This is a genomic window from Kitasatospora sp. NPDC058170 (assembly GCF_042883905.1).
GTDB lineage: Bacteria > Actinomycetota > Actinomycetes > Streptomycetales > Streptomycetaceae > Kitasatospora.
The window spans coordinates 21,004-43,517 of sequence record NZ_JBHVUV010000046.1 but is presented as its reverse complement, the minus strand read 5'-3'; the positions used below and the strand labels follow the sequence as shown (position 1 = coordinate 43,517).

The window sequence follows — 22,514 nt, the reverse complement described above, 5'->3', positions numbered from 1 at the left end:
CGATGACGAGGCTGGTGGGGGTGTTGATGGCGGCGATGGTGACGTGGGGGGTGAGGTGGGGGGTGATTTCCTGTTCGGTGGCTTGGATGGCGATCATGGCGCCGCCGGTGGGGGCGTTGTGCATGAGGCGGGCGCGGGTGGTGACGAGGTGGGCGGCGTCGGTGAGGGTGAGGATGCCGGCGGCGTGGGCGGCGGTGAGTTCGCCGATGGAGTGGCCGGCGAGGTGGTCGGGGTGGATGTTGTGGTGTTGGAGGAGTCGGAAGAGGGCGGTTTCGAGGGCGAAGAGGGCGGGTTGGGTGTAGCGGGTTTCGTTGAGTAGTGCGGCTTCGGGGGTGTCGGGCTGTGCGAAGACGAGGTCGTGGAGGGGGTGGTCGAGGTGGGGGTTGAGGGCGTTGGCGGCGTCGTCGAAGGCTTGGGCGAAGGCGGGGTAGGTGTGGTAGAGCTCTTGGCCCATGCCGGGTCGTTGGCTGCCTTGGCCGGTGAAGAGGAAGGCGAGGGGGGCGGGGGTGGTGGCGGTGCCGCGGATGAGGTGGGGGTGTTCGGTGTCGTGGGTGAGGGCGTCGAGGGCGTCGAGGGCCTGGGTGCGGTCGGTGGCGATCACGACGGCCCGGTGCTCCAACGACGCCCGGCCACCGGCCAGGGCGGCGGCCACGGCGGCCGGTGCGAGCTCGGGGTGGTCGAGCAGGTGGTCCCGTAGGCGTCCGCCCGCCGCGCGCAGGGCGTCCGCGCTCTGGGCGGACAGCGGCCAGAGCACCGGGCCCGCGGCCTGGTCGTCCTCGGCCGGCTGCGGTGCGTCGGGCGCGGGTGCCTGCTCCAGGATGACGTGCGCGTTGGTGCCGCTGATGCCGAAGGAGGAGACGGCGGAGCGGCGCGGGCGCCCGCGCTCCGGCCAGGGCACGGTCTCGGTGAGCAGCTCGACGGCGCCCGCCGACCAGTCCACGTGCGGCGAGGGCGCGTCCACGTGCAGGGTGCGCGGCAGGACGCCGTGCTGCATGGCCTGCACCATCTTGATGATGCCGCCGACCCCGGCCGCCGCCTGGCTGTGGCCGATGTTGGACTTCAACGAGCCCAGCAGCAGCGGCTGGTCGCCGGGCCGGTCCTGACCGTAGGTGGCCAGCAGCGCCTCGGCCTCGATCGGGTCGCCGAGCCGGGTACCGGTGCCGTGCGCCTCCATGGCGTCCACGTCCGCCGGGCTGAGCCCGGCGCCGGCCAGGGCCTGCCGGATGACCCGCTCCTGGGAGGGCCCGTTCGGGGCGGTGAGACCGTTGCTCGCACCGTCCTGGTTGATCGCGGACCCGCGCAGCAGGGCGAGCACCGGGTGCCCGTTGCGGCGGGCGTCGGAGAGCCGCTCGACCAGCAGCAGGCCGACGCCCTCCGCCCACGCGGTGCCGTCGGCGGCGGCCGCGAAGGCCTTGCAGCGGGCGTCGCCGGCCAGGCCGCGCTGGCGGCTGAACTCCAGGAACATCCCCGGCGTCGCCATGACCGTCACACCGCCGGCCAGCGCGAGGTCGCACTCGCCCTGGCGCAGCGCCTGTGCGGCGAGGTGCAGCGCGACCAGCGAGGAGGAGCAGGCGGTGTCGACGGTGACGGCCGGCCCCTCCAGCCCGAAGGTGTAGGCGATCCGGCCGGACGCGACGCTCGCCGTGCCGCCGGTGAGCAGATAGCCGTCCAGGCCCTCGGCGGGCTCGTGCAGGCGGGCGCCGTAGTCCTGCGCGGTGGCGCCGACGAAGACGCCGGTCTCGCTGCCCTTCAGCCGGTCGGGGGCGAGGCCGGCCCGCTCGAAGGCCTCCCAGGCGGTTTCGAGCAGCAGCCGCTGCTGCGGGTCCATCGCCAGCGCCTCGCGCGGGCTGATGCCGAACAGACCGGCGTCGAACCGGGCCGCCGAGGAGAGGAAGCCGCCCTCGCGGACGTAGGCGGTGCCGGGGGTGTCCAGGTCGGGGTCGTAGAGGGCGTCCAGGTCCCAGCCGCGGTCGGTGGGGAACGGGCCGATCGCGTCGGTCTCGGAGTGGACGAGCCGCCAGAGGTCCTCGGGCGAGGCGATCCCGCCGGGGTAGCGGCAGGCCATCGCGACGATGGCGATCGGCTCGTCGGCCGTCGTCCGGCGGGCGACCGGGGTGGTCGCGGTGGCGGCGTCCCCGCTGAGGCGCTCGCGCAGCAGGCGGACCACGGCGTCGGGCGTCGGGTGGTTGTAGACGAGCGCGGACGGGAGGGAGAGGCCGGTGGCGCTCTGCAGGCGGTCGCGCAGTTCGACGCCGGAGAGCGAGTCGAAGCCGAGGTCCTTGAAGCTGCGGCCGGTGTCGACCGCCTCGCCCGTGACGTGGCCCAGCACGATGGCGGCCTGGGTGCGGACGAGGTCCAGCAGGTCGGCGGGAAGCGCGGCGCGGCCGGTCCGTTCGGGGGCGGTGCGCTCGGGGGCGGCGGTCGCGGGGGGCTCGGCGGCGGCTGCCTCGGGGGCGGCCACGGGGGCGGTGTCGACGGCGGGCGGGCCGTCCAGCCAGTGGCGCTCGCGCTGGAACGCGTAGGTGGGCAGCGGCACGGGCCGGCCGCCCCGGACGGCCGGGGAGCCCGCCCAGTCCACCGGCGCGCCGTGGACCTGGGCGCCCGCCAGGGCGCCGAGCAGCGTCGCCGCCTCCGGTCGGCCGCGGCGCAGCCCGGCGAGCAGCACGTGGCCACCGCCGGTGTCGGCCAGCGCCTCCCGGCCCAGGCCGGTGAGGTGGGCGTCCGGGCCGAGTTCGAGGAACACCGTGGTACCGGCGCGGCGCAGCGTCCGCAGTCCGTCGTGGAAGCGCACGGCCGCGCGGATGTGCCGGGCCCAGTAGGCGGGGGAGGTGAGCTCCGCCGCGGTGGCGAGCCCACCGGTGACGTTGGAGACGACGGGGATCAGCGGTGCGTGGAACTCCAGTCCGGCGGCGGCGCGTTCGAACTCCGCCAGGATCGGGTCCATGTGCGCGGAGTGGAACGCGTGGCTGACCGCGAGCCGGCGGGTGCGGCGGCCCCGGGCGGCCAGTGTTCCGGCGGCGCGCAGCACCTCGGCCTCGTCGCCGGAGAGGACGACGGCGTGCGGGCCGTTGACGGCGGCCAGCGACACCCCGTCCGAGAGCAGCGGCAGCACCTCGTCCTCGGCCGCCTCGACGGCGACCATCGCGCCGCCCGCCGGCAGGTCCTGCATCAGGCGGCCGCGCGCGGCGACCAGCAGGGCGGCGTCCGGGAGCGAGAGGACACCCGCGGCGTGGGCGGCGGTGAGCTCGCCGATCGAGTGGCCGGCCAGGTGGCCGGGGGCCGGTCCGAAGCGGCGGACCAGGTGGTGGAGCGCGGTCTCCAGGGCGAACAGGGCGGGCTGGGTGTAGCGGGTCTCGTCGAGCAGGGCGGCCTCGGGGGTGCCGGGCTCGGCGAACACCAGGTCGCGCAGCGGGCGGTCCAGGTGGGGGTCGAGGGCGTCCGCGGCGTCGTCGAAGGCCCGGGCGAACTCGGGGTAGGCGGCGTACAGTTCGCGTCCCATGCCGGGGCGCTGGCTGCCTTGCCCGGTGAACAGGTGGGCGGTTGCGGGCGGCTCGGCGGGGGCCCGGCCGCGGACCACGGCGGGGTGGTCCTCGCCCGCGGCGAGGGCGGCGAGGCCGTCGAGCAGCGCCGGGCGGTCGGCGGCGAGGACGACGGCGCGCTCGTCGAAGAGCGTCCGGGTCGCGGCGAGCGCGTGGGCGATGTCGCGCGGGTCGGAGCCGGAGCCGGCGTCGGAGCTGGAGCTGGAGGCGGTGTCGGCGTCCGAGGTGAGGTGGGAGTGCAGCCGGGCGGCCTGGGCCCGGAGCGCCCGGCCGTCGCGTCCGGACAGTACCCACGGGAGCGGTCCGGCCGCGGCCCCGGCGGTCGCGGGCAGGTCGGCCGACTCCGCCGGGTCCGGCAGCTCCGCCGTCCCGGCCGCGGCCGCCGCTCCCGCCAGGTCCGCCAGCACCACGTGGCAGTTGGTGCCGCCCATGCCGAACGAGCTGACGCCCGCGATCAGCGGCCGGTCGGCCTGCGGCCAGGGGCCCTCCTCGGTGCGCACCCGCAGGCCGAGCTCGTCCAGCGGGATCGCCGGGTTGGGCTCGGCGAAGTTGAGGCTGGCCGGGAGCCGGCGGCGGGAGATGGCGAGGGTGGTCTTCAGCAGGCCGACCAGGCCGGCCGCGCCCTCCAGGTGGCCCACGTTGGTCTTGGCGGACCCGACGTGCAGCGGTGCGGGCCGCTCCCCGGCGCCCGTGCCGAGGACCGCCCCCAGCGCCGCCGCCTCGATCGGGTCGCCGACCGGCGTCCCGGTGCCGTGCAGCTCGACGTACTGGACGGACGGCGCGTCCGTCCCCGCCCGGGCGTGCGCCTCGCGCAGCACCGCCTCCTGGGCGGTCCGGTCGGGCACGGTCAGCCCGGTGGAGGCGCCGTCGTTGTTGACGGCGCTGCCCAGCAGGACGCTGTGCACCCGGTCCCCGTCGGCGAGGGCCCGGGCCAGCGGCTTGAGCACGACGGCCACCCCGCCCTCGCCGCGGACGTAGCCGTTGGCGCGCGCGTCGAAGGTGTAGCAGCGGCCGTCCGGCGACAGTGCCCCGAACCGGGCGCTGTCGGCGCTGGAGCCGGGCGACAGGATGAGGTTCACCCCGCCGACGACGGCGAGTTCGGACTCGCCGCGGCGCAGGCTCTCGGCCGCCAGGTGGACGGCGACCAGCGCCGAGGACTGCGCGGCGTCCACCGTGAGGCTGGGCCCGGTGAGGCCGAGCACGTAGGAGAGCCGGTTGGCCAGGATGCCGCGGTGCAGCCCGGTGACGGAGTGCCGCCCGGCCGCGTCCTCGCCGCGCCGGTGGTGCAGCGCCGCGTAGTCGTCCCAGATGGCGCTGGCGAAGACGGCCGTCCGGCTGCCGGCCAGCGTGGCGGGGACGATGCCCGCCTCCTCCAGCGCCTCCCAGCCGAGCTCCAGCAGCAGCCGCTGCTGCGGGTCCATCGCGGCCGCCTCGCGCGGCGAGATGCCGAAGAAGGCGGCGTCGAAGCGGTCCACCTCGTCGAGGAAGGCGCCGCGGGCCGGGGCGGCCGCGGACCAGCGTTCGGCCGGGGGCGTGCCGACGGCGTCCTCGCCGCGGCTGAGCAGCTCCCAGAACGCGGTGGGGTCCGGCGCCCCGGGGAGGCGGCAGGAGAGTCCGATGACGGCGATCGGGGCGGAGAGGTCGCTGCTCATGATCGGTGCGGTACTCCCTCGTCGTGGACACACAGGTCAGAACACCGTCACGGGCGGCCCTAACGGGGGCCTTGCGGCGTTCTAAACCGGGTGGGGTTCACCACAGGGGTTCACAACAGGGCTGTGCTGCAGGGGTGTTGCGGGCGTGCTACGGGCGCGGCCCGGTCCGGGGCCCCTTCGGGCTGGACCGGGCCGCGCCGGACCGGCCGGGCCGGCCTACTCGGCCGCCGGGACGGCGATCGCCGTGGCGAGCAGGCCGTCGCGGACGATCCAGCGGCCGTCGAAGGCGCCGACCGTCCGGCCGCCGACGACCGGGCCCGGTACCAGCAGCACGGCGTGGAAGGTCCCGTCGGGGTCCAGCGTGATGTCGGCCTCGGCGAACTCCAGGAACAGTCCGGTGAGCGGGAACCAGGCCTTGTAGACGGCCTCCTTGGCGCTGAACAGCAGCCGGTCCCAGGGCAGGTGCGGGAGCTCGGCGAGCAGCTTGCCGATCCGCTCCTGCTCGCCGGGCAGCGCGATGGCCTCCAGCACGCCCTCCGGGAGCGCCAGCGCGGGCTCGGCGTCGACGCCCAGCGAGGCGAGGTCGCCGGGCCGGGCGACGGCGGCGGCGCGGTACCCGGCGCAGTGCGTCATGCTGCCGATCACCCCGTCGGGCCAGCTCGGCGCCCCGCGCAGGCCGGGCACCAGCGGCCGGTACGGCACGCCGAGCCGGCCGAGCGCCAGACGGGCGCAGTGCCGGACGGTGGTGAACTCCCGGCGCCGGGTCTCCACGGCCTTGGCGACGACCGCCTCCTCGGCCGGCTCCAGCCGGGCCTGCGGCGGGTCGTCGTACGCGGCCTCGACCACCACGGACGCGGGCAGAATCTCGGCGATCACGCTTCCCCCTCGTGCAGGTGTGCGGGCCTGCGCCGCACGCCTGGACGAGGGTAACCCAGCGGTCCCCGGCCCGTCCGGGGCCGGGGACGGCCGGTCGGTGGTGCTACTCGAAGGCCGCCGCGGCCTCCCGCAGGGCCTGGGCCACCGTCTCCGGGTCGTACGGGGCCGGCGCGCCCGGGAGGTAGGTGACCGAGCGCAGTCCGCCGCTGTAGCGGAAGGAGCGGTGCCGCTCGTACACCGGCCAGGAGACCGGGGACTTGCGGTCCACGCCGACGCTGATGCCCTGGAACGGCGCCATGCCGATGAGCTGGTGGACCGGTCCGAGCCGGCCGCCCTCGACGCCGTCGACGAGCAGGCGGAACTCCCACTTGAGGTCCGCCACGGCCGCCGCCTCGACGGTGACCCGGCGCGCGCCGGCGGCGAGCGGGCCGCCGTCGGTCTCGTGCAGTTCGCCGTACTGGTTGTAGGCGAACCGCAGCCGCCCGTCCTCGACGTACAGGCTGTAGCCGCCGCCCTGGTCCCCGTGCGAGACCAGGACGCCCTGGTCGGCGTCCCCGTGCCGGTCGAGCTCGACCTCGATGGTGAAGGACCGGAAGGAGACCAGCCGGGAGGAGCGGTACCGCTCCAGCTCGGGCGTACCCGCGAGCAGGGTCACCGGCCGCCGCAGCCGGGCGTCCTCGGGGTTGCGCAGCGCGAGCGCGCCGCTGCCGTCGGACAGCGGGAAGACCCCGTCGCGCCAGGCGGCCGCCTCCCAGGCTGCCGCCAACTCCTTGACGATGTGGGGGTGTTCGGCGGAGACGTCGTGGATCTCGGTCGGGTCGGTGCGCAGGTCGTACAGCGCCCACTCGCCGTCGTCGTAGGGCGCGCCGAAGCGGTGCAGGGTGACCAGCTTCCAGCCGTCGCGGTAGTAGCTGCGGTTGCCGGTCATCTCGCAGTACTGCTCGTGGTGCGTGCTGGGCGCCTGCGGCTCGCGCAGGACGGGCGCGAAGCTGACCCCGTCCAGCTCCTGCACCGGCTGCCCGGCGCGCTCCTGAGGCCGCTGCACGCCCGCGAGTTCGAGCAGGGTGGGCAGGATGTCCGTGACGTACTGGTACTGCGGCCGGACGCCGTCGTCGCCCTCGGCGCGCGGCAGGCCGGCCGGCCAGGAGAGCACGAACGGCACCCGGACGCCGCCCGCGTGGGTCTGGCCCTTGTAGAGGCGGAACGGTGTGTTGGAGGCCATGCCCCAGCCGCGCGGGTAGTGGACCAGGCTCTGCGGGCCGCCGATCAGCTCGATCTCCCGCTCGACGTCGGGGTTCCAGTCCGCGGGCAGCCGCGGGTGGTGGACGAAGCGGCTGAAGTAGCTGCGGGTGCCCTCGGCGCCGCCCTCGCCGGTGCCGCCGTTGTCGGAGGTGAAGACGATGATGGTGTTGTCGAGCTCGCCGAGTGCGGCCAGGGTGTCGGTGAGCCGGCCGAGGTTCTGGTCGACGTTGTCGACCATCGCCGCGTACACCTCCATGTACCGGGCGTACAACTTCTTCTGTACGTCGGTGAGTTCGCTCCAGGGGCCGACGTCGTGGCCGGCCTCGGAGTTGCGCTCGGGCAGCTCGGTGCCCGCGGGGAAGTGGCCGGCGGCCGACTGGCGCGCGAAGCGGGCGGCGCGCAGCTCGTCCCAGCCGCCGTCGTAGCGTCCCCGGTGCCGGGCCAGGTCCTCGGGCTTCGCCTGGAGCGGGCCGTGCACCGCGTTGTGCGCGAGGTAGAGGAAGAACGGCTTCTCGGCGTCGTGCGCGCGCAGCGACTTGACCATCGAGATGGCCTGGTCGGTGATGTCGTCGGTGTAGTAGTAGCCCTCGGGGAGCTCGTCGATGTCCAGCGGGCTGTTGTCGCGGACGAGTTGGTGCGGGTGGAACAGGCTGGTCAGGCCCTCCAGCACGCCGTAGTACTGGTCGAAGCCCTTCTGCAGCGGCCAGTTGGCGCGGTTGTCGGCGGCGTTGGAGGTGGAGTCGCGGGTCAGGTGCCACTTGCCGACGGCGTAGGTGGCGTAGCCCTCGCCGTGCAGCACCTCGGCGAGGGTGGGGATGTCCCCGGCGACCTCCATGCCGTAGCCGGGGAATCCGGGGTCGGCGTTGGCGACGAAGGAGTAGCCGACCCGGTGCGGGTTGAGGCCGGTGAGCAGGGCCGCCCGGGCCGGTGAGCAGAGCGGCATGGTGTGGTAGTTGGCGAGCTTGACGCCGTCGGCGGCGAGCCGGTCCAGGGTGGGGGTGGGGATCTCCGCGCCGAACGGGCCGATGTCGCTGTAGCCCATGTCGTCGACGAGGACGACCACGATGTTGGGGGCGCCCTCGCGCGGGCGCACCCGCTGCGGCCAGGCGGGTACCGACTCGCCGAAGGTGCGGCCGACGGTGCCGGCGAAACCGGCGTACGGGTCGCGGCGGCCGGGGTGGTGCACGGGCGCGGGCTCGGACTCCGGCGTGGGAACGGACTCCGGCGTGGGCTCGGGCGTGGGCTCGGGGGTGGTGCTCATACGGTGCTCCTGAGGGCTGGTCCGGAGGCGGGTCCGACGGCGGGTCCGACAGTGGGGCCGACGGCGTCCAGGCGCGGCACGGCGGCCAGGAGCTCGGCGGTGTACGGGTGTTCGGGCGCGGTGACGACGCGGTCGGCCGGGCCGGTCTCGACGATCCGGCCGCGGTGCATCACGGCGATCCGGTGGCTGACCTGGCGGACCACGGCGAGGTCGTGCGCGATGAAGAGGACGGCGAGCCCGAGTTCGCGCTGCAGCCGGGCGAGCAGCTCGATCACCTGGGCCTGGACCGACACGTCCAGCGCCGAGACCGGCTCGTCGCAGATCAGCACGCTCGGCTCGGGCGCCAGCGCGCGGGCGATGCCGATCCGCTGGCGCTGGCCGCCGGAGAAGGCACGCGGGTGCCGGTCCGCCATCTCCGGCTCCAGGCCGACCTGTCGGAGCAGGTCGGCGACCCGGGCGGCCCGCTCTGCTGCGGTGCCGAGCCCGTGCGCGATGAGCGGCTCCTCGATGATCCGGCCGGCCGTCATCCGCGGGTTGAGCGAGGAGTACGGGTCCTGGAAGACCATCTGCAGCTCCCGCCGGGCGGCGCGGCCGCCGCCGTGGCCGAGTTCCTCGCCGCGGAACCGGATGGTCCCCGCCGAGGGGGCGTGCACCTGGACGAGGGCCCGGGCCAGCGTGGACTTCCCGGAGCCGGACTCGCCGACCAGTCCGAGCGTCTCGCCGGGGTGCAGCTCCAGGTCGACGCCGTCCAGCGCCGTGACCGGTCGCCGGCGCGGGCCGTACGTCTTGCGCACCCCGTGCACGGTCAGCAGCGGTTCGGGGCCCGGGAGGCTGTTGGCGGCGGCCTCGGAGGGCGCCTCCAGCCGCGGGACGGCGGCCAGCAGCTGCTTGGTGTACGGGTGCCGGGGTGCGGCGAGCACCTCGCCGGTGGCGCCCTGCTCGACCACCCGGCCGGCCCGCATCACCAGGATCCGGCGGCAGGTCTGCGCGATCACGCCGAGGTCGTGGCTGATCACCACCAGGGCGGTGCCGGTCTCCCGGTTGATCCGGGAGAGCAGGTGGAGGATCTGCTGCTGGACGGTCGGGTCGAGCGCGGTGGTCGGCTCGTCGGCGACCAGCACCTCGGCGTTGTTGGCCAGCGCGAGCGCGATCATGACGCGCTGGCGCTGGCCGCCGGAGAACTGGTGCGGGTGGTCGCCGAGCCGGCCGGCGGCGTCGGGGATGCCGACCAGGTCGAGCAGCTCGGCCGCCCGGGCGGCGCGCTCGGCCCGGGCGGCCGTGCCGTGGGCCCGCAGGGCCTCGTCGAGCTGCTTGCCGACGGTGAGCACCGGGTTCAGCGAGGACATCGGGTCCTGGAAGATCATCGCGATCCGCCGCCCGCGCAGGCCGCGCAGGGCGGCCTCGGGCAGGGCGGCGAGGTCCTGTCCGTCGAGCTCGACCGAGCCGCCGGTGATCCGGCCGCCGGGCGGCAGCATGCGCAGCAGCGCCAGCGCGGTGGTCGACTTCCCGGAGCCGGACTCGCCGACCAGCCCGAGGGTGTCGCCGGCGGCCAGCTCGAAGCCGACCCCGTCGACGGCCGTCACCTCGTCGAAGGCGACCGTGAGGTCGCGGACCTGCAGGACTGGGCGGCTCATCGGCGGATCCCCCTGTTCAGGGCCTCGGCGATCAGCGTGAAGCCGAGCACCAGGGCGGTGGTCGCGGCGAGCGGGGCGGCCGCGAAGGCGGGGTGGGTGTCGAGGTAGGCGACGGACTGGCTGAGGATCGAGCCGAGGGTGGGCTCCGGCGGGCGGACGCCCAGGCCCAGGAAGCTCATCGCGCCCTCGATGAAGACGCCGATGGAGAGGGCGACGGCGCTCTGCACGATCAGCGGGTCGGCGGAGTTGGGGACGACGTGGCGCAGCAGGACCCGCAGCCGGGACGCCCCGCCGACCCGGGCGGCCAGCGCGTACTCGCGCTCCCGCTGGACCAGGATGCCGGCCCGCAGCTGTCGCCCGAAGCCGGGGATCTCGGCGAGCGCGATGACGATCAGCACCGGCCAGCGGCCGGGGCCCAGCACGGCGGTCACGGCGAGCGCCAGGATGATCCCGGGGAAGGCGAGCAGCAGGTCGAAGGTGCGCTGGACGGTGACGTCCGCCCACCGGGAGGAAGCCGCGAGCAGGGCGAGCGAGCAGCCGAGCAGGGCGCCGACCGGGACGGCGCTGAGCGTGATCGCGAGGTCGGTGCCGATGCCGTGCAGCACCCGGCTGAAGAGGTCGCGGCCCAGGTCGTCGGTGCCGAAGGGGTGGTCGGCGCTGGGGCCGGCGAGCGCGAGGGCGCTCTGGGCGTTCGGGTCGAGGTCGGTGAGCAGCGGCGCGAACAGGCCGGCCAGCGCGATCACGCCGACCAGGGCCAGGCCGGTGAGGCCGCGCCCGGTGAGCAGGCCGGCCAGGTAGCGGTTGCGGCGGACGCGGGCGGCGCGCGGCGGCGCCTTGGCGGTCAGGACGGTCATCGGTCACTCCCACCGGATCCGGGGGTCCAGCCACGCGTACACCAGGTCGGTGAGCAGCTGGACGGCGACATAGACGGCGACGATCAGCAGCAGGAGGTCCTGCACGACCGGGTAGTCGCGGCGGATCACCCCCTGCTCGATCAGCTGGCCGAGGCCCGGCCAGGCGAAGATCCGCTCCACCAGCACGGCCCCGGCGATGAGTTGGCCGATCTGCAGGCCGAGGACGGTGATCGCGGACGGCAGGGCGTTGGGCAGCGCGTGCTGCCAGACGATCCGCCGGCGGGAGACGCCGAGGGCGGTGGCGGTGCGGACGTAGTCCTCGGCGAGGGCGCGTTCCATGCCGTCCTTGAGGTACCGGGCGAGCACGGCGGCGCTCGGCAGCGCCAGGCAGACGGCGGGCATCAGCAGGTACTGCACGGCCAGGTCGGGCTGGTCGAGCAGGGACTCGTGGCCGCCGGCCGGCAGCAGCCCGAGGGTGACGGCGAAGAGCAGCACCAGCAGCACGCCGGTGACGAACGGCGGCACCGCCAGGACGGCCGTGGTGAAGGCGCGGACGGCGGCGGCGACCGGCCGGCGCCGGGTGGTGGCGCCGAGCACGCCGAGCGGCAGCGCGATCACCACCACCAGCAGCAGGGCGCCGAGGGTGAGTTGGACGGTGGCGCCGAGCCCGTTGCCGATCAGGTCGGCGACCTGGCCGCCGATCGCGTAGCTGGGGCCGAGGTCTCCGGTGAGCAGGTCGCCGAGCCAGCCGACGTACTGCGAGAGCAGCGGCTGGTCGAGGCCGAGCCGGCCGCGGATGGCGGCGACGGCCTCCGGCCCGGCGTCGGGCCCGGCGAGCGAGGTGGCCGGGTCGCCGGGGATCAGCCGCAGGATGAGGAAGACCAGGAAGGAGGCGAGGACGAGGACGAGCAGCCCGGAGGGCAGCCGCTTGAACAGGAAGGATCGCATCGGTCAGGCCGTCAGGTAGGCGTCGTCGAGGATGAGGTAGCCGAACTTGTTGAGGTCGGTGCCCACCGCCTTGCTGCCGGCCACCTCCACCAGGCCGCCGATGGCGAGGTCGATCACGAACTCCTCGTCCAGCAGCACGTCGGTGATCTGCTGGTAGAGCGCCTTGGCCTCGGGGCCGGAGCTGTCCGAGCGGTTCCAGGCCTTCTGGACGATCTCGGTGTAGGCGGGCGAGCTGAAGCGCGAGCTGTTCTTGGCCTCGTTGAACGGGTAGGCGCTCACCGCGAGGGTGGCGGGCTGGAGTTGGGCGAACCCGTGGCTGAGCGTCCAGAGGGCCGGCATGGACTGGGAGATCAGCTGCTTCTGCATCGTGGGGGAGTCGGTGGGCTGGAGCACCGTCTCGATGCCGACCTGCTTGAGGTCGTACTGCAGGATCTGGGCGATCGCGGTGTTGCCCGGGTCGTTGGAGTGCGCGAACGGCAGGGTGATGCCGTCGAGCCCGGCCTCCCTGAGCAGCGCCCGGGCCTTGTCCGGGTTGTGGGTGTAGCGGGTGGCGTTGGCCTCGCTGTACGCGGGCGAGGACTTGGGCCAGGGCGCGGACGAGACGGTGCCGTACCCGCCGAGGGCCTGCTGCACCAGCCGGTCGCGGTCCACGGCCCAGGCGATGGCCTGCCGGACCCGCTTGTCGCCCACGTGCTCGGCGGTGAGGTTGGCGCCGATGTAGTAGGCGCCGGAGCCGGTGTCGTACTGCTTGATCCGGAACTGCGGGTCGCCCTTGAGGGTGGCCACGTCCTTGCCGCGGACGCCGTAGGAGAGGTGGGTCTGGCCGGTCTTGAGCGAGGACAGCAGGGACTCCGCCTGCGGGACGATCCGGATCTCGACCCCGTCCAGGTAGGGGCGGCCCGGGTTCCAGTACTTGTCGTTGCGGGCGAAGGTGATCGAGCTGCCGGGCTTGCGCTCGGTGAAGGTGAACGGGCCGGTGCCGATCAGCTTCGTCCCGGCGACGGCGTCCTCGACGCTGGCCGAGTCCGGGATGATCATGAACTCGAAGAGGTCGAAGAGGTTGCTGACCGGGTGGGCCAGGACGAGGGTCAGCTCGAAGTCGCCGTTCTTGCGGAAGTCGGTGACGGCGGCCGCCGTGGAGCGCAACTGGGCCGAACGGGAGGGGTTCTGGAGGTTCTTGACGGCGAACACCACGTCGTCCGCGGTGAACCTGCGGCCGCTGTGGAAGAGCACGTCCTCGCGCAGCTTGAGCGTGACGCTGGTGCCGTCCGCGCCGAGCTGCCAGGAGGTGGCCAGTTCGGGCTGCGGCTGGAGCTTGTCGTCGTACCTGGTCAGGGTGTTGAAGACCAGGCGCTGGACCAGGGTGTTGGCGCTCTGGGCGAAGAGCAGGCTCGGGGTGAAGTCGATCCCGGTGCCCACCGTGAGGACGCCGCCCCGGCGCGGGCTCGCCGAGCCGCCCGCGGGGGAGGAGGCGGTGTCCGCGGCCGAGCGGCAGGCCGCCAGCGCCAGCAGGCCGGCTCCGGCGACACCCCCGCGCAGCAGGGCGCGCCGGGAGAGGCCGGATACGGAGGAGGAGGTGAACGCGGTCATGGCGGGTCCTTCACAAGGGGCGATCGGGTGAACGGCGGGAGGAGCGGTGGAAGAAGAGGGGAGGGTCGGGCGGTCACGGCAGCGGACCCCGCCCGGTGGGCGGCGTCCGGTCGGGCGCGGCCGTCGCCTGCAGCGGCCGGGCGTAGAGCACACCCAGCACCGCGGCCCCGGCCGCCACGGCCAGGGCGTCCGCACCGCGCCGCTGGGCGATCAGCAGGTCCGCGTCCTGCCGCAGGCGCGAACGGCGGGCGAACTCGGCACGCACCACGTCCAGATAGGTCGGGTCGAGCATGGCGAAGGTCTCGGTCAGCACCAGCAGGTCCGGGTTGACCACGTCCGCCAGCAGGGCCAGCGCGCGGCCGATCACCTCGGACCGGTCGCGGACCAGCCGGTCGGCGCGCGGATCGCCGGCCCGGACCGCCGCCACCAGCTCGGCCCGGTCGGGCCGCTCGGTGATCCCGGCGGCGGCCGCCGCCTCGAACAGCGTGGTGTCCGAGGCGGCGGCGGCCAGACAGCCCAGCCGGCCGCAGTGACAGAGCGCGTCGCTGTCGGGGACGGGCAGGTGTGCGACGTCCCCGGTGGCCGAGGCGGGCCCGAGGTGCACCACGCCGGCGACCGCCAGGGCCGCGTCGACCACATGGCCGACGAAGAGCTGGACCATGCTGCGCCGCGCCGCCGGGTGGCCGAACAGGATCTCCGCCTGGGTGAGCGCCCGCGCGTGGTTGTCCACCTGGACGGGCAGTCCGGTGGCCCGGGTGAGCAGCTCGCCGAGCGGCATGTCCCGCCACCGCAGCGGATCGTGACGGACCGTCACGCCGCGCTCCGGATCCACCGTGCCACCGGTGACCGCGCCGAGGGCGACCACGGTCCGGCCGCCGGGCACGGTGGCGAGCAGCCGGGGCAGCCGCTCCAGCAGCGGCTTGAGCACCGCGTACCCCGTGCGCCCCCGGTTGCTCAACTCCTGCCGGTACAGCACGTTCCCGCGCACGTCCAGCAGCGAGAAGGTGGTGAACGGCACCCCGATGTGCAGCCCGGCCACGGCCAGCCGACCGGTGTCGATGTCGACCGGCAGCTGGGGCCGGCCGACCGTTCCGGCCCCGCCGCCGGTCAACTCCGGCCGCTCGTGGAGCAGTCCGAGCTGCGAGAGGTCCACCACCTGCCGGGACACCGCGGAGGCGCTGAGCCCGGTGAGCGCGGCGACCCGGCTGCGGGCGATCGGCCCGTGGTCCAAAACGGTCCGCAGCACGGCGGCGGCGTTGACGTCCCGCCGGTCGTCCCCGATGCGCACGGCGGGGCGCGGGAGCGTGTCGGACATCGGGGACCTTTCGCGAGGACGGACGGGGGTGAGGGAGGCGGGGGCCTGGGCGGGGGGCTAGGCCTGGAGAGTGACCTCCAGCTCCTCGGCGGGGACCAGGCCGGCCACCTTCGGCGGCTCGGTCGGCTCCAGCAGACGGCTCGGGGTGCCGTCGACGCCCACCGGCAGGTCCCCGTCCAGGGTGATCCGGCGGACCAGGCGCGGCTCGTCGCCGTAGTCGTTGACCGCGTAGTGCTGGGTCGCCCGGTTGTCCCAGATCGCCACGTCGCCGACCTGCCACTCCCAGCGCACGGTGTTCTCCAGCCGCTCCACGTAGCGCTGGAACAGATCCAGCAGCGCGCGGCTGTCCGCACCCGAGACGCCCTGGATGCGCTGCGCGAAGGCGCCGAGCAGCAGCGTCCTCTCCCCGGTCACCGGGTGCACGCGGACCACCGGGTGCTCGGTCTTGAACGCGGTCGAGACGAACACCTGGCGGAACAGCTTGGCGATCTCGGCGTTGTCCGCCAGCTCGGGGCGCAGCGCCAGGCTCGCCGCGTAGTCGTAGTCGTTGGTGTGCACCGCCCGCAGGCTCTCGGCCAGCACCTTCAGCGGCTGCGGCAGGTCCTGGTAGGCGGCGACGGTGTTGGCCCACACGGTGCTGCCGCCGGCCGGCGGGAGCTCCAGCGACCGGAGGATGGACGCCTTCGGGTAGGACGGGACGAAGGTGACGTCGGTGTGCCAGTTGTTGGCGCGCACACCCTTGGTGGCGTCCAGCTCGAAGATGTACCGGCCGTCGGCGCTGGGGACGGTCGGGTGGCCGACCGGCTGGCCCAGCAGGCGGGCGAAGGCCTCGTGCTCGGCGTCGTCCAGGTGGTCCTGGCCGCGGAAGAACAGCACCTTGTGCTCGTACAGCGCGGCCTCGACGGCGGCGACGGTCTCGGCGGACAGGTCGCCGCCGAGGCGGACGTCGTGGACGATCGCGCCGATCCGGCCGGCGGCCGGGGTGAGACGCAGTTCGGTGAGGGCAGCGGTCATGGCGGTTCCTCGGCTTTCACGTGGAACGGAGGGAAGGGGGGAGGCGGGCGCCGGGCATGCGGGTGTGCGGCATGGCGGCGGCGCGGCGCAGGGCATGCGGGGAGAACGGGTGGCACCGGGCGTGCGGGCACGGCCGAGCCGTGCGGGACACCGATCCGAGCGCTGGATCAGCGGGTGAGCGCTCCGCGGCGACAACAACGGCGCAGGGCGCAGCAGGGGCGGGGACAGGCAGGGCTCTGGACACGGCGAACGGCGGTCATCGGCCCTCCTTCCGGCTTGCTGCGAGTGGGCTCGGCGCTCATCGTGCTGAAGGCCGAGGCCCGCTGTCAATCGCTGTTTTGCCTGTTGGGCACGGGTGTTGCTGCCGTGTGTCGCCCTGTTGCGGGGGGTGGCCACCGGATGGCGGGAGCGCTTCGCGACGGTATTCGACCTTGTGACGGGCCCGCGCGGGTTATTAACTCTCGGAGCGAAAGAAACTCCGGAGCGGTCCCCGCTGGGGAACGCGCGGCCCCGGGCGGGCCGCGGATCGAGGGCGTGTCCTGTGCCGAGGCTGGAACTTCTTCACACCCGGGTGTCGGCCCGGACCACCTGGCGGGTGGTCCGGCTGCACGGGAGCGACGGCGCGACCGGACTGGGGGAGTACTCCGACGCCGGTCCGGCCGGGGACGCGCTGTGGCCGTCCGTAGCCGCGCGACTCGCGGACGGCGTGCCCGTCGCGGAGCTGACGGCCCGGCCGGACGGCCACCGGGGCACCGGCGACCCGGCCGCCCGCCTCGCCGAGGCCACCGTCCGCGGCGCGCTGGACCTCGCCGCCGCCGACCTCGCCGCCCGGCGGGCCGGACAGCCGCTCTGGCGGTGGCTGGGCGGCGACGGGCCCCGACCGGTCGCGCGCTACGCCAACATCAACCGGGCGCTGCGGCGGCGGACCCCGGAGGAGTTCGCCGAGGTCGCCCGGGCCGCGGTGGCCGCCGGGTACCGGGCGGTCAAGTGCGCGCCGTTCGACGGGATCCCGGTCCAGGAGCGGTTGCGCGCCGGCCTCGCCCGGGCCGTCGCGGTTCGCCGGGCGGTGCCCTCGGCGGAGCTGATGGTCGACGTCCACCACCTGTTGACCCCCTGCCAGGTGGAGGGCGCGGCGCCCGAGCTGCGCGCGCTGGACCTGCGCTGGCTGGAGGACGCCGTGCCGCTGGACGACCCGGAGGCGCTGGCCGCCGTCCACGGAGCCGGGATCGCGCCACTGGCGGGCGGGGAGTTCGCCACCCGGCCGGGGGAGGTCGCCCCGGCGCTGGCCCGCCTGGCCTGGCTGCTCCCGGACGTGAAGCACGCCGGCGGGTTCGGCCCCGCCCGCCGGCTGGCCGAGGCGGCGCTCGCGGCGGGCGTCGGCGTCTCGCTGCACAACCCGGCCGGTCCGGTGGCCACCGCCGCCGGGCTCCACCTCGCGGCGGCCCTCGGGCCGGGGGTGGAGACGGAGTTCGCCTTCGGCGAGGCGCCCTGGCGGGCCTCCGCCGTCCGGCCCCCGGAGGCCCCCGACGGGCCCTGGCTGCTTCCGCCGGACGGCCCGGGCCTCGGCCTGGAGCTGGACCCGGCCCGTTGGACGGCCACACCGGTCCGCCCCGGACGGGCCCCCGGCCCCGATCAGGACCTCGGCCCCGACCGGACCGCCGGCTTTGACCAGGCCGTCGGCCCCGAGCGTGCCGGAGTGCTCCGATGAGCCGTCCGCAGGACCTGGCCGGCCGGACCGCGATCGTCACCGGCGCGGCGCAGGGCATCGGAGCGGCCGTGACCGGGGAGCTGCTGGCCCGCGGAGCGCGGGTGGTGGCCGTGGACCTCGCGGCCGAAGCCGGGGCGCTCGGCGGGCCGGAGCGGGTGGCGGTCGTCCGCGGCGACGTCACCGACCCCGCCACCGTCGCGGCCGCGTTCGCCGCGGCCGGGGCGCTCGGCGGCGGCGACCCGCCGTCCGTGCTGGTCCAGGCCGCCTACGCGGGGGCGCCCGCGCCGCTGGACGGGCAGCAGGACGAGGACTGGGAGCGCGTGCTCCAGGTGGTGCTCTCCGCCGCCCGCCGCTTCGACACGGCCTTCGTCCGGGCGCTGGACGGCCGCCCCGGCGCGATCGTGCACCTCGCCTCCCCGCACGCCTTCGGGGCGGTGCCGGGCTTCGCCGCGTACGCCGCCGCCAAGGCCGCGCTGCTGGCGCTGACCCGGGCCGCCGCCGTGGAGTGGGGGCCGCGCGGGGTGCGGTGCAACGCCGTCGCGCCCGGCTTCGTCCCGGTCGAGCGCAACCGCCATGTGTGGACCGACCCGGAGCTGAGCGCGGCGATGCTGCGGGCGTCCCCCCTGGGCCGCTTCGGCAGTGCCGCGGAGGTCGCCCGCGCCGTAGGCTTCCTGGCCGGGGAGGACGCCTCCTTCGTCAACGGCACCTGCCTCGCCGTCGACGGCGGGATGACCGCCATGCTCCCCGAAGCCCTGCTGCGCTGACCCGCCCGTTCCGGCCCTTCCCCGAGGAGAGACCCATGCACGCCGAACCCGTGGCCGACGCCACCCGCCTCGCCCTCGGTGAGGGACCGGTCTGGGACGCGTCCGCCCGGCGCCTGCGCTGGATCGACATCAAGGAACCCCGCCTGTTCACCCTCGACCAGCCGGCCGACCGGATCGACTCGGTCGAACTCGACGTGGTGCCGGGCGCGTTGATCCCCTGTCCGGACGGCCGGCTGGTGCTGGCGAGCGAGCGCGGCTTCGAACTGATCGACGCCGCGACCGGCCGGACGAGCCTGCTGGCCCCGGTCGAGGCCGACCGGCCGGACCGCCGGATGAACGACGGGAAGTGCGACCCGTTCGGCCGCCCGGTCGCGGGCACCATGCAGCGGGCCGAGCCCCGACAGCCCGGCCCGCTGTACCGCCTGGAGGACGACGGCGCCGTGCGGCCGATCCTCGACGGGCTGGCGATCCCCAACGGCCTCGACTGGCCGGAGCCCGACCGGCTCTGGCACATCGACACCCCGACCCGCCGGATCGACCTCTACGAGTACCCGGAGCACGGACCGCTCGGCCGCCGGATCCGCTCGCTGGACGTCTCCCACCTGCCCGGCTCGCCGGACGGCATGACCCTGGACGCGGACGGCAACCTCTGGGTGGCGTTCTGGGACGGCGGGGCCGTGCACTGCCTCTCACCCGAGGGCCGGCCGCTGGCCACCGTGGAGGTCCCCGTCCCGCGTGCCACCAGCTGCGCCTTCGGCGGACCGGATCTGCGCACGCTCTACATCACCACCGCCCGGTCGGCCGAACACCCGCTCTCCGGCGCGTTGTTCAGCGTGGACCCGGGCGTCTCAGGACGCCGGGGCGGCGGTCAGGTCGAACACGGCGCGCAGTGACGGCGCCTCCAGGATCGCGGCGAGCGGGAGGCTGCGGCCGGTCTCCCGCTCCAGGGCGGTGAGCAGCCAGAGCAGGTGGACGGAGTCCCAGCCGGGCACGTCGTCGAAGGCCGCGTCCGCGTCCGCCGCGGTGAGCGGCAGGCCCAGTTCGTCCTGGAGCAGGGTGATCAGATCGTCGACGCTGTTCATGCCGAGGTCCTTTCGGGGGAGGAGAGTTCGGAGTCGAGGGTGACCCAGGCGGGCGGTTCGAGCGGTGTCGTGAGGTCGTGGCGGTAGAAGGAGGCGCCGTCCTCCCCGGCTGCCGGCTGCTCCGCCGTGAAGCCGTAGCGGGGCAGCAGGTCGCGCACGGTGGCGTTGCGCGCGGTGGGCCGGTAGCCGCCCCGGACCTCCCGGGCGCCGGTGGCGGCCGCGTGGCGGAGGATCTCGGCGAGGGCCGCGTGCTCGATGCCGCGGGAGAAGACCCGGCAGCTGAGCAGGAAGTTGTCGATCGACAGCCGGGCCCCGCCGTCCTCGCTGCGCAGCAGCACCGCGCCGACCAGGCCGTTCTCACCGAACCGGTCGGCGGAGTGCAGGGCCAGCACCAGGTGGTCCGGGTGCTCGGTGCGGGCGGTCACCTCGGCGGGCTGCAGCCGCTCGGTGGTGAGGTTGAACTGGTTGGTCCGCAAGGTGAGTTGGGAGATCCTCGGGACGTCCTGCGGGCGGGCCCGGGTGAGCCGGACCCGGACGTCCAGCTCGGCGAGGTAGTCGTCGAGCGAGGAGAACTGCTGGAGGAAGTCGCCGCGGGCCAGCTCCTCGCGGTAGCGGGCGGGGCGGGCGCGGTCCTCGGCGGTGGCCTCGCGGACGTCGAACCAGCCGTCGCGCAGCAGGCGCGGCAGGTGCAGGGCCGGTTCCCCGTCCAGGTCCACGACGGCCACCGCCGGGAGGCCGGCGCGGACCGAGCCGCGTTCGAAGGGGCTGTCGTCGGCGAAGACCAGGCTGTCCACCCCGAGGTTGAGCGAGTCGGCGAGGGCGGAGAGGTTCTCGTCCTTGGGGCGCCAGTTGGCGATCACCCGGACGAAGTCCGGCTCGCGGAGCACGGTGTCCGGGTGCTCGGCGAGGACCTGGGCGACCGGCTCCGGGTCGTTCTTGCTGACGGCGGCCAGCAGGACCCCCTGGGAGGCGATCTGCCGGACGGCCTGCTGGAAGGTGCGGAACGCCTCCCCCCGGTAGCCGCCGCCGAGTTCGATGCCCTCGGGCCCGTCGTCGCCGAGCACGCCGCCCCACAGGGTGTTGTCCAGGTCCACGGCCAGTACCTTGCGGGTGCGCCCGGTCAGCGCCCGGGCCAGGTGGCCGGCCTGCCGGGCGTAGCCGGCCAGCAGGGCGGGCGAGAGGTGCGCCTTGGCGTACGCGTCCAGGCGCGGATCCTGGACCTGCACGCCCTCGTTGGCGAGCGGTTCGAGGTCCAGCACGAGGGTGGCCGGGTGCTCCTCGCCGATCCGCAGCAGCCGGGCGTTGGCCTCCCGCCAGAGGGCGCCGAGCCGGGCGCGGGCCCGCAGGTCCACCAGCTGGGCGGTGTACCGGTGCAGCAGCGGAAGGGTGTTGAGGACGAGGGTGGCGCCGGCGGCGGTCGCGCCGAACCGGGCGGCGAGCCGGGTGAGCAGGTCGGTCTTGGCGGCCAGCACCCGCTCGACGTCCTCCGGGCCCCAGGGGACGGGCAGTTCGTCGAAGACGACGGCCGGGTCGAGCACGCAGAGCACCAGCGCGGGCCGGGCCGCGTACAGGGCCGAGGCGGGGTCGGAGAGTTCGAAGACGTAGCTGTCGAAGTCGGTGAGGTACGGGCGCAGCAGCAGCCCGTGGCGGGCGAGTTCGGCGGTGAGCGCGGGGCGCAGCGCGGCGAGCGTGCCGTGGCCGGTGACGGCCACGGTCAGCGCGGTGGTGCCGGGGTGCAGCCGCAGCACCTCGTCGGGGTCGAGTCGGGCCAGCAGGTTTCCGGCCAGGGCGAGTTCGGCGTCATCGGCCTCGGCCAGCAGCCGCTGGACGGCGGGGTACTCGGCGGCGAGGCGCCCGGCGCGGTGCAGGGCCCGCAGGCCGTCGGTGGTGGTTCCCATGTGGTCAACCCCTCGGAGAGGTCGGGTCGGGTGGGGGGCGTCCCCGCGGGGGCACGGGTGCGGGTGCGGATACGAATGCGGGTGTGGGTACGAGTGCGGAGCGTGCACGGGCACAGGTACGGGCACGGGTACTGCCACGGGCACGGATTCGGCGCGTGCGCGTGGCCGTGTCGGCAGTCTTCGCGGGGGCGCTAAAGCGGCGCTGAGGCCGCGGTGCCGGCGGCGCGGGATGCCGCGCCCGGCAGGATCGGCCGGACCGGGCCTAGCGCAGTTCGGAGACGGGGCTGAGCCGCCGGGCGAGCAGCTGCAGCACCTCGGCCTGGTGCTCCGCCAGGTAGAAGTGCTCGCCGTGGAAGACCCGCAGGTCGAAGCCGCGGGTGGTGTGGGCGGACCAGCCGGCCGCCTCCAGCAGGGTGGTCCACGGGTCGTGGTCGCCGGTCAGGGCGAGGACGGGGACGTCCACCGCGGCGCCGGGTGCGCTGCGGTAGGTCTCGATGGCGCGCAGGTCGCTGCGGATGGCCGGCAGGATCATCTCCAGCGCCTCCGGGTCGGCGAGCAGCCGCCGGTCGGTGCCGCTGAGGTGTTCCAGGTGTTCGGCGAGGCCCGCGTCGTCCAGCCGGTGGTAGGCCTCCTGGCGGATCAGCGAGGGTGCCCGGCGTCCGGAGACCACGAGCAGGTCGGGGGACTCGCCGCCGGTCAGCCGCCGCGCCACCTCGAAGGCCAGGGCCGCGCCGAGGCTGTGTCCGAACAGGGCGAAGCGGCCGCCGGCGACGGCGGAGCGCAGTGCGGGCATGACCAGGTCGGCCAGTTCGCCGATGTTCTCCACGCCGGGCTCGCGGTAGCGGTCCTGGCGGCCGGGGTACTGGACGGCGAGGATCTCGACGGACGGGTCGACCGCCTCGGCCCACGGCCGGTAGGTGCCGGCGGACCCGCCCGCGTGCGGGAAGCAGACCAGGCGGACGGCGGCCTCGGGGCGGGGGCGGAATCTGCGGATCCAGCGGTCGGTGTCGGCGGAGGCGCCGGCGCGTCCTGCGGTGCCGGGAGATGCGGTGGGACTCATGGTCGGGCTCCCTTCGTGTTGCTGCTGTTGCTGCGTCCGATGGCGGGGAAGGTGGCGGGGAAGGTGGCGGGGAGGGT

15 protein-coding genes are annotated in these 22,514 nt (G+C 75.0%); 3 read left to right on the top strand and 12 right to left on the bottom strand.

Going from position 1 to position 22,514, the window contains the following annotated elements; translation table 11 throughout:
- The 9 genes from ACFVVX_RS35060 to ACFVVX_RS35020 form a co-directional block, all read right to left on the bottom strand.
- Positions 1 to 5,191: beta-ketoacyl synthase N-terminal-like domain-containing protein (locus ACFVVX_RS35060; protein WP_387951805.1), on the bottom strand; the 5,191-nt coding region annotated here is incomplete at its 3' end.
- 216 nt (positions 5,192 to 5,407) lie between these two features.
- On the bottom strand, positions 5,408 to 6,067 hold the full coding sequence (locus tag ACFVVX_RS35055) for a 4'-phosphopantetheinyl transferase (protein ID WP_387951803.1): 660 nt from the start codon (positions 6,065 to 6,067) through the stop codon (positions 5,408 to 5,410).
- Positions 6,068 to 6,170: 103 nt separating this feature from the next.
- Positions 6,171 to 8,570, bottom strand: coding sequence for an arylsulfatase (locus tag ACFVVX_RS35050; RefSeq protein WP_387951801.1), 2,400 nt, complete (start codon positions 8,568 to 8,570; stop codon positions 6,171 to 6,173).
- A complete protein-coding gene (locus ACFVVX_RS35045; protein ID WP_387951799.1) occupies positions 8,567 to 10,204 on the bottom strand; it encodes an ABC transporter ATP-binding protein in 1,638 nt (545 codons plus the stop codon). Before ACFVVX_RS35045 ends, ACFVVX_RS35050 begins: the two co-directional genes overlap by 4 nt.
- Positions 10,201 to 11,058: an ABC transporter permease gene (locus ACFVVX_RS35040; protein ID WP_387951798.1), complete on the bottom strand. Its 858-nt coding sequence runs from the start codon at positions 11,056 to 11,058 to the stop codon at positions 10,201 to 10,203. The genes ACFVVX_RS35045 and ACFVVX_RS35040 overlap by 4 nt, the downstream gene beginning before the upstream one ends.
- Positions 11,059 to 11,061: 3 nt before the next feature.
- The gene (locus ACFVVX_RS35035) at positions 11,062 to 12,006 is read right to left on the bottom strand and encodes an ABC transporter permease (protein WP_387951796.1); all 945 of its coding nucleotides are present in this window, start codon (positions 12,004 to 12,006) and stop codon (positions 11,062 to 11,064) included.
- A gap of 3 nt (positions 12,007 to 12,009) precedes the next feature.
- Entirely contained in the window at positions 12,010 to 13,596 is a 1,587-nt protein-coding gene (locus tag ACFVVX_RS35030; RefSeq protein WP_387951794.1) for an ABC transporter substrate-binding protein, read from the bottom strand.
- A 73-nt stretch (positions 13,597 to 13,669) separates the two neighbouring features.
- Positions 13,670 to 14,911, bottom strand: a complete 1,242-nt coding sequence (locus ACFVVX_RS35025; RefSeq protein ID WP_387951792.1) for an ROK family protein — start codon at positions 14,909 to 14,911, stop codon at positions 13,670 to 13,672.
- A gap of 57 nt (positions 14,912 to 14,968) precedes the next feature.
- Positions 14,969 to 15,925 carry a TauD/TfdA dioxygenase family protein gene (locus tag ACFVVX_RS35020; RefSeq protein ID WP_387951790.1) on the bottom strand — a complete coding sequence of 319 codons (957 nt, stop codon included), beginning with the start codon at positions 15,923 to 15,925 and terminating at the stop codon, positions 14,969 to 14,971.
- Between the two features lie 571 nt (positions 15,926 to 16,496).
- On the opposite strand from ACFVVX_RS35020, the gene ACFVVX_RS35015 reads away from it, so the two are divergent.
- Genes ACFVVX_RS35015 through ACFVVX_RS35005 form a run of 3 tightly spaced genes read left to right on the top strand, consistent with a single transcriptional unit; the run spans position 16,497 to position 19,290 of the window.
- The gene (locus tag ACFVVX_RS35015; protein ID WP_387951789.1) at positions 16,497 to 17,633 is read left to right on the top strand and encodes an enolase C-terminal domain-like protein; all 1,137 of its coding nucleotides are present in this window, start codon (positions 16,497 to 16,499) and stop codon (positions 17,631 to 17,633) included.
- Positions 17,630 to 18,397, top strand: a complete 768-nt coding sequence (locus ACFVVX_RS35010; protein WP_387951787.1) for an SDR family NAD(P)-dependent oxidoreductase — start codon at positions 17,630 to 17,632, stop codon at positions 18,395 to 18,397. The genes ACFVVX_RS35015 and ACFVVX_RS35010 overlap by 4 nt, the downstream gene beginning before the upstream one ends.
- Positions 18,398 to 18,432: 35 nt before the next feature.
- Complete coding sequence (locus tag ACFVVX_RS35005; protein WP_387951785.1) at positions 18,433 to 19,290, top strand: SMP-30/gluconolactonase/LRE family protein; 858 nt, start codon at positions 18,433 to 18,435, stop codon at positions 19,288 to 19,290.
- Here the strand turns inward: ACFVVX_RS35005 and ACFVVX_RS35000 are convergent.
- The 3 genes from ACFVVX_RS35000 to ACFVVX_RS34990 all read right to left on the bottom strand — a co-directional run bounded on the left by ACFVVX_RS35000 (position 19,246) and on the right by ACFVVX_RS34990 (position 22,437).
- Positions 19,246 to 19,479 (bottom strand): phosphopantetheine-binding protein, encoded by a 234-nt coding sequence (locus ACFVVX_RS35000; RefSeq protein WP_387951783.1) that lies wholly within the window; start codon positions 19,477 to 19,479, stop codon positions 19,246 to 19,248. The genes ACFVVX_RS35005 and ACFVVX_RS35000 overlap by 45 nt on opposite strands.
- Positions 19,476 to 21,377, bottom strand: coding sequence for an HAD-IIIC family phosphatase (locus ACFVVX_RS34995; protein ID WP_387951781.1), 1,902 nt, complete (start codon positions 21,375 to 21,377; stop codon positions 19,476 to 19,478). The genes ACFVVX_RS35000 and ACFVVX_RS34995 overlap by 4 nt, the downstream gene beginning before the upstream one ends.
- Before the next feature lie 262 nt (positions 21,378 to 21,639).
- On the bottom strand, positions 21,640 to 22,437 hold the full coding sequence (locus ACFVVX_RS34990; protein ID WP_387951779.1) for a thioesterase II family protein: 798 nt from the start codon (positions 22,435 to 22,437) through the stop codon (positions 21,640 to 21,642).
- Between the last annotated feature and the right edge of the window lie 77 nt (positions 22,438 to 22,514).

Coding starts and splice junctions, on each gene's coding strand:
- ACFVVX_RS35025 (WP_387951792.1), bottom strand. CDS start 14,911: ATGTCCGACACGCTCCCGCGCCCCGCCGTGCGCATCGGGGACGACCGG.
- ACFVVX_RS34990 (WP_387951779.1), bottom strand. CDS start 22,437: ATGAGTCCCACCGCATCTCCCGGCACCGCAGGACGCGCCGGCGCCTCC.
- ACFVVX_RS35050 (WP_387951801.1), bottom strand. CDS start 8,570: ATGAGCACCACCCCCGAGCCCACGCCCGAGCCCACGCCGGAGTCCGTT.
- ACFVVX_RS34995 (WP_387951781.1), bottom strand. CDS start 21,377: ATGGGAACCACCACCGACGGCCTGCGGGCCCTGCACCGCGCCGGGCGC.
- ACFVVX_RS35040 (WP_387951798.1), bottom strand. CDS start 11,058: ATGACCGTCCTGACCGCCAAGGCGCCGCCGCGCGCCGCCCGCGTCCGC.
- ACFVVX_RS35020 (WP_387951790.1), bottom strand. CDS start 15,925: ATGACCGCTGCCCTCACCGAACTGCGTCTCACCCCGGCCGCCGGCCGG.
- ACFVVX_RS35030 (WP_387951794.1), bottom strand. CDS start 13,596: ATGACCGCGTTCACCTCCTCCTCCGTATCCGGCCTCTCCCGGCGCGCC.
- ACFVVX_RS35010 (WP_387951787.1), top strand. CDS start 17,630: ATGAGCCGTCCGCAGGACCTGGCCGGCCGGACCGCGATCGTCACCGGC.
- ACFVVX_RS35045 (WP_387951799.1), bottom strand. CDS start 10,204: ATGAGCCGCCCAGTCCTGCAGGTCCGCGACCTCACGGTCGCCTTCGAC.
- ACFVVX_RS35005 (WP_387951785.1), top strand. CDS start 18,433: ATGCACGCCGAACCCGTGGCCGACGCCACCCGCCTCGCCCTCGGTGAG.
- ACFVVX_RS35035 (WP_387951796.1), bottom strand. CDS start 12,006: ATGCGATCCTTCCTGTTCAAGCGGCTGCCCTCCGGGCTGCTCGTCCTC.
- ACFVVX_RS35000 (WP_387951783.1), bottom strand. CDS start 19,479: ATGAACAGCGTCGACGATCTGATCACCCTGCTCCAGGACGAACTGGGC.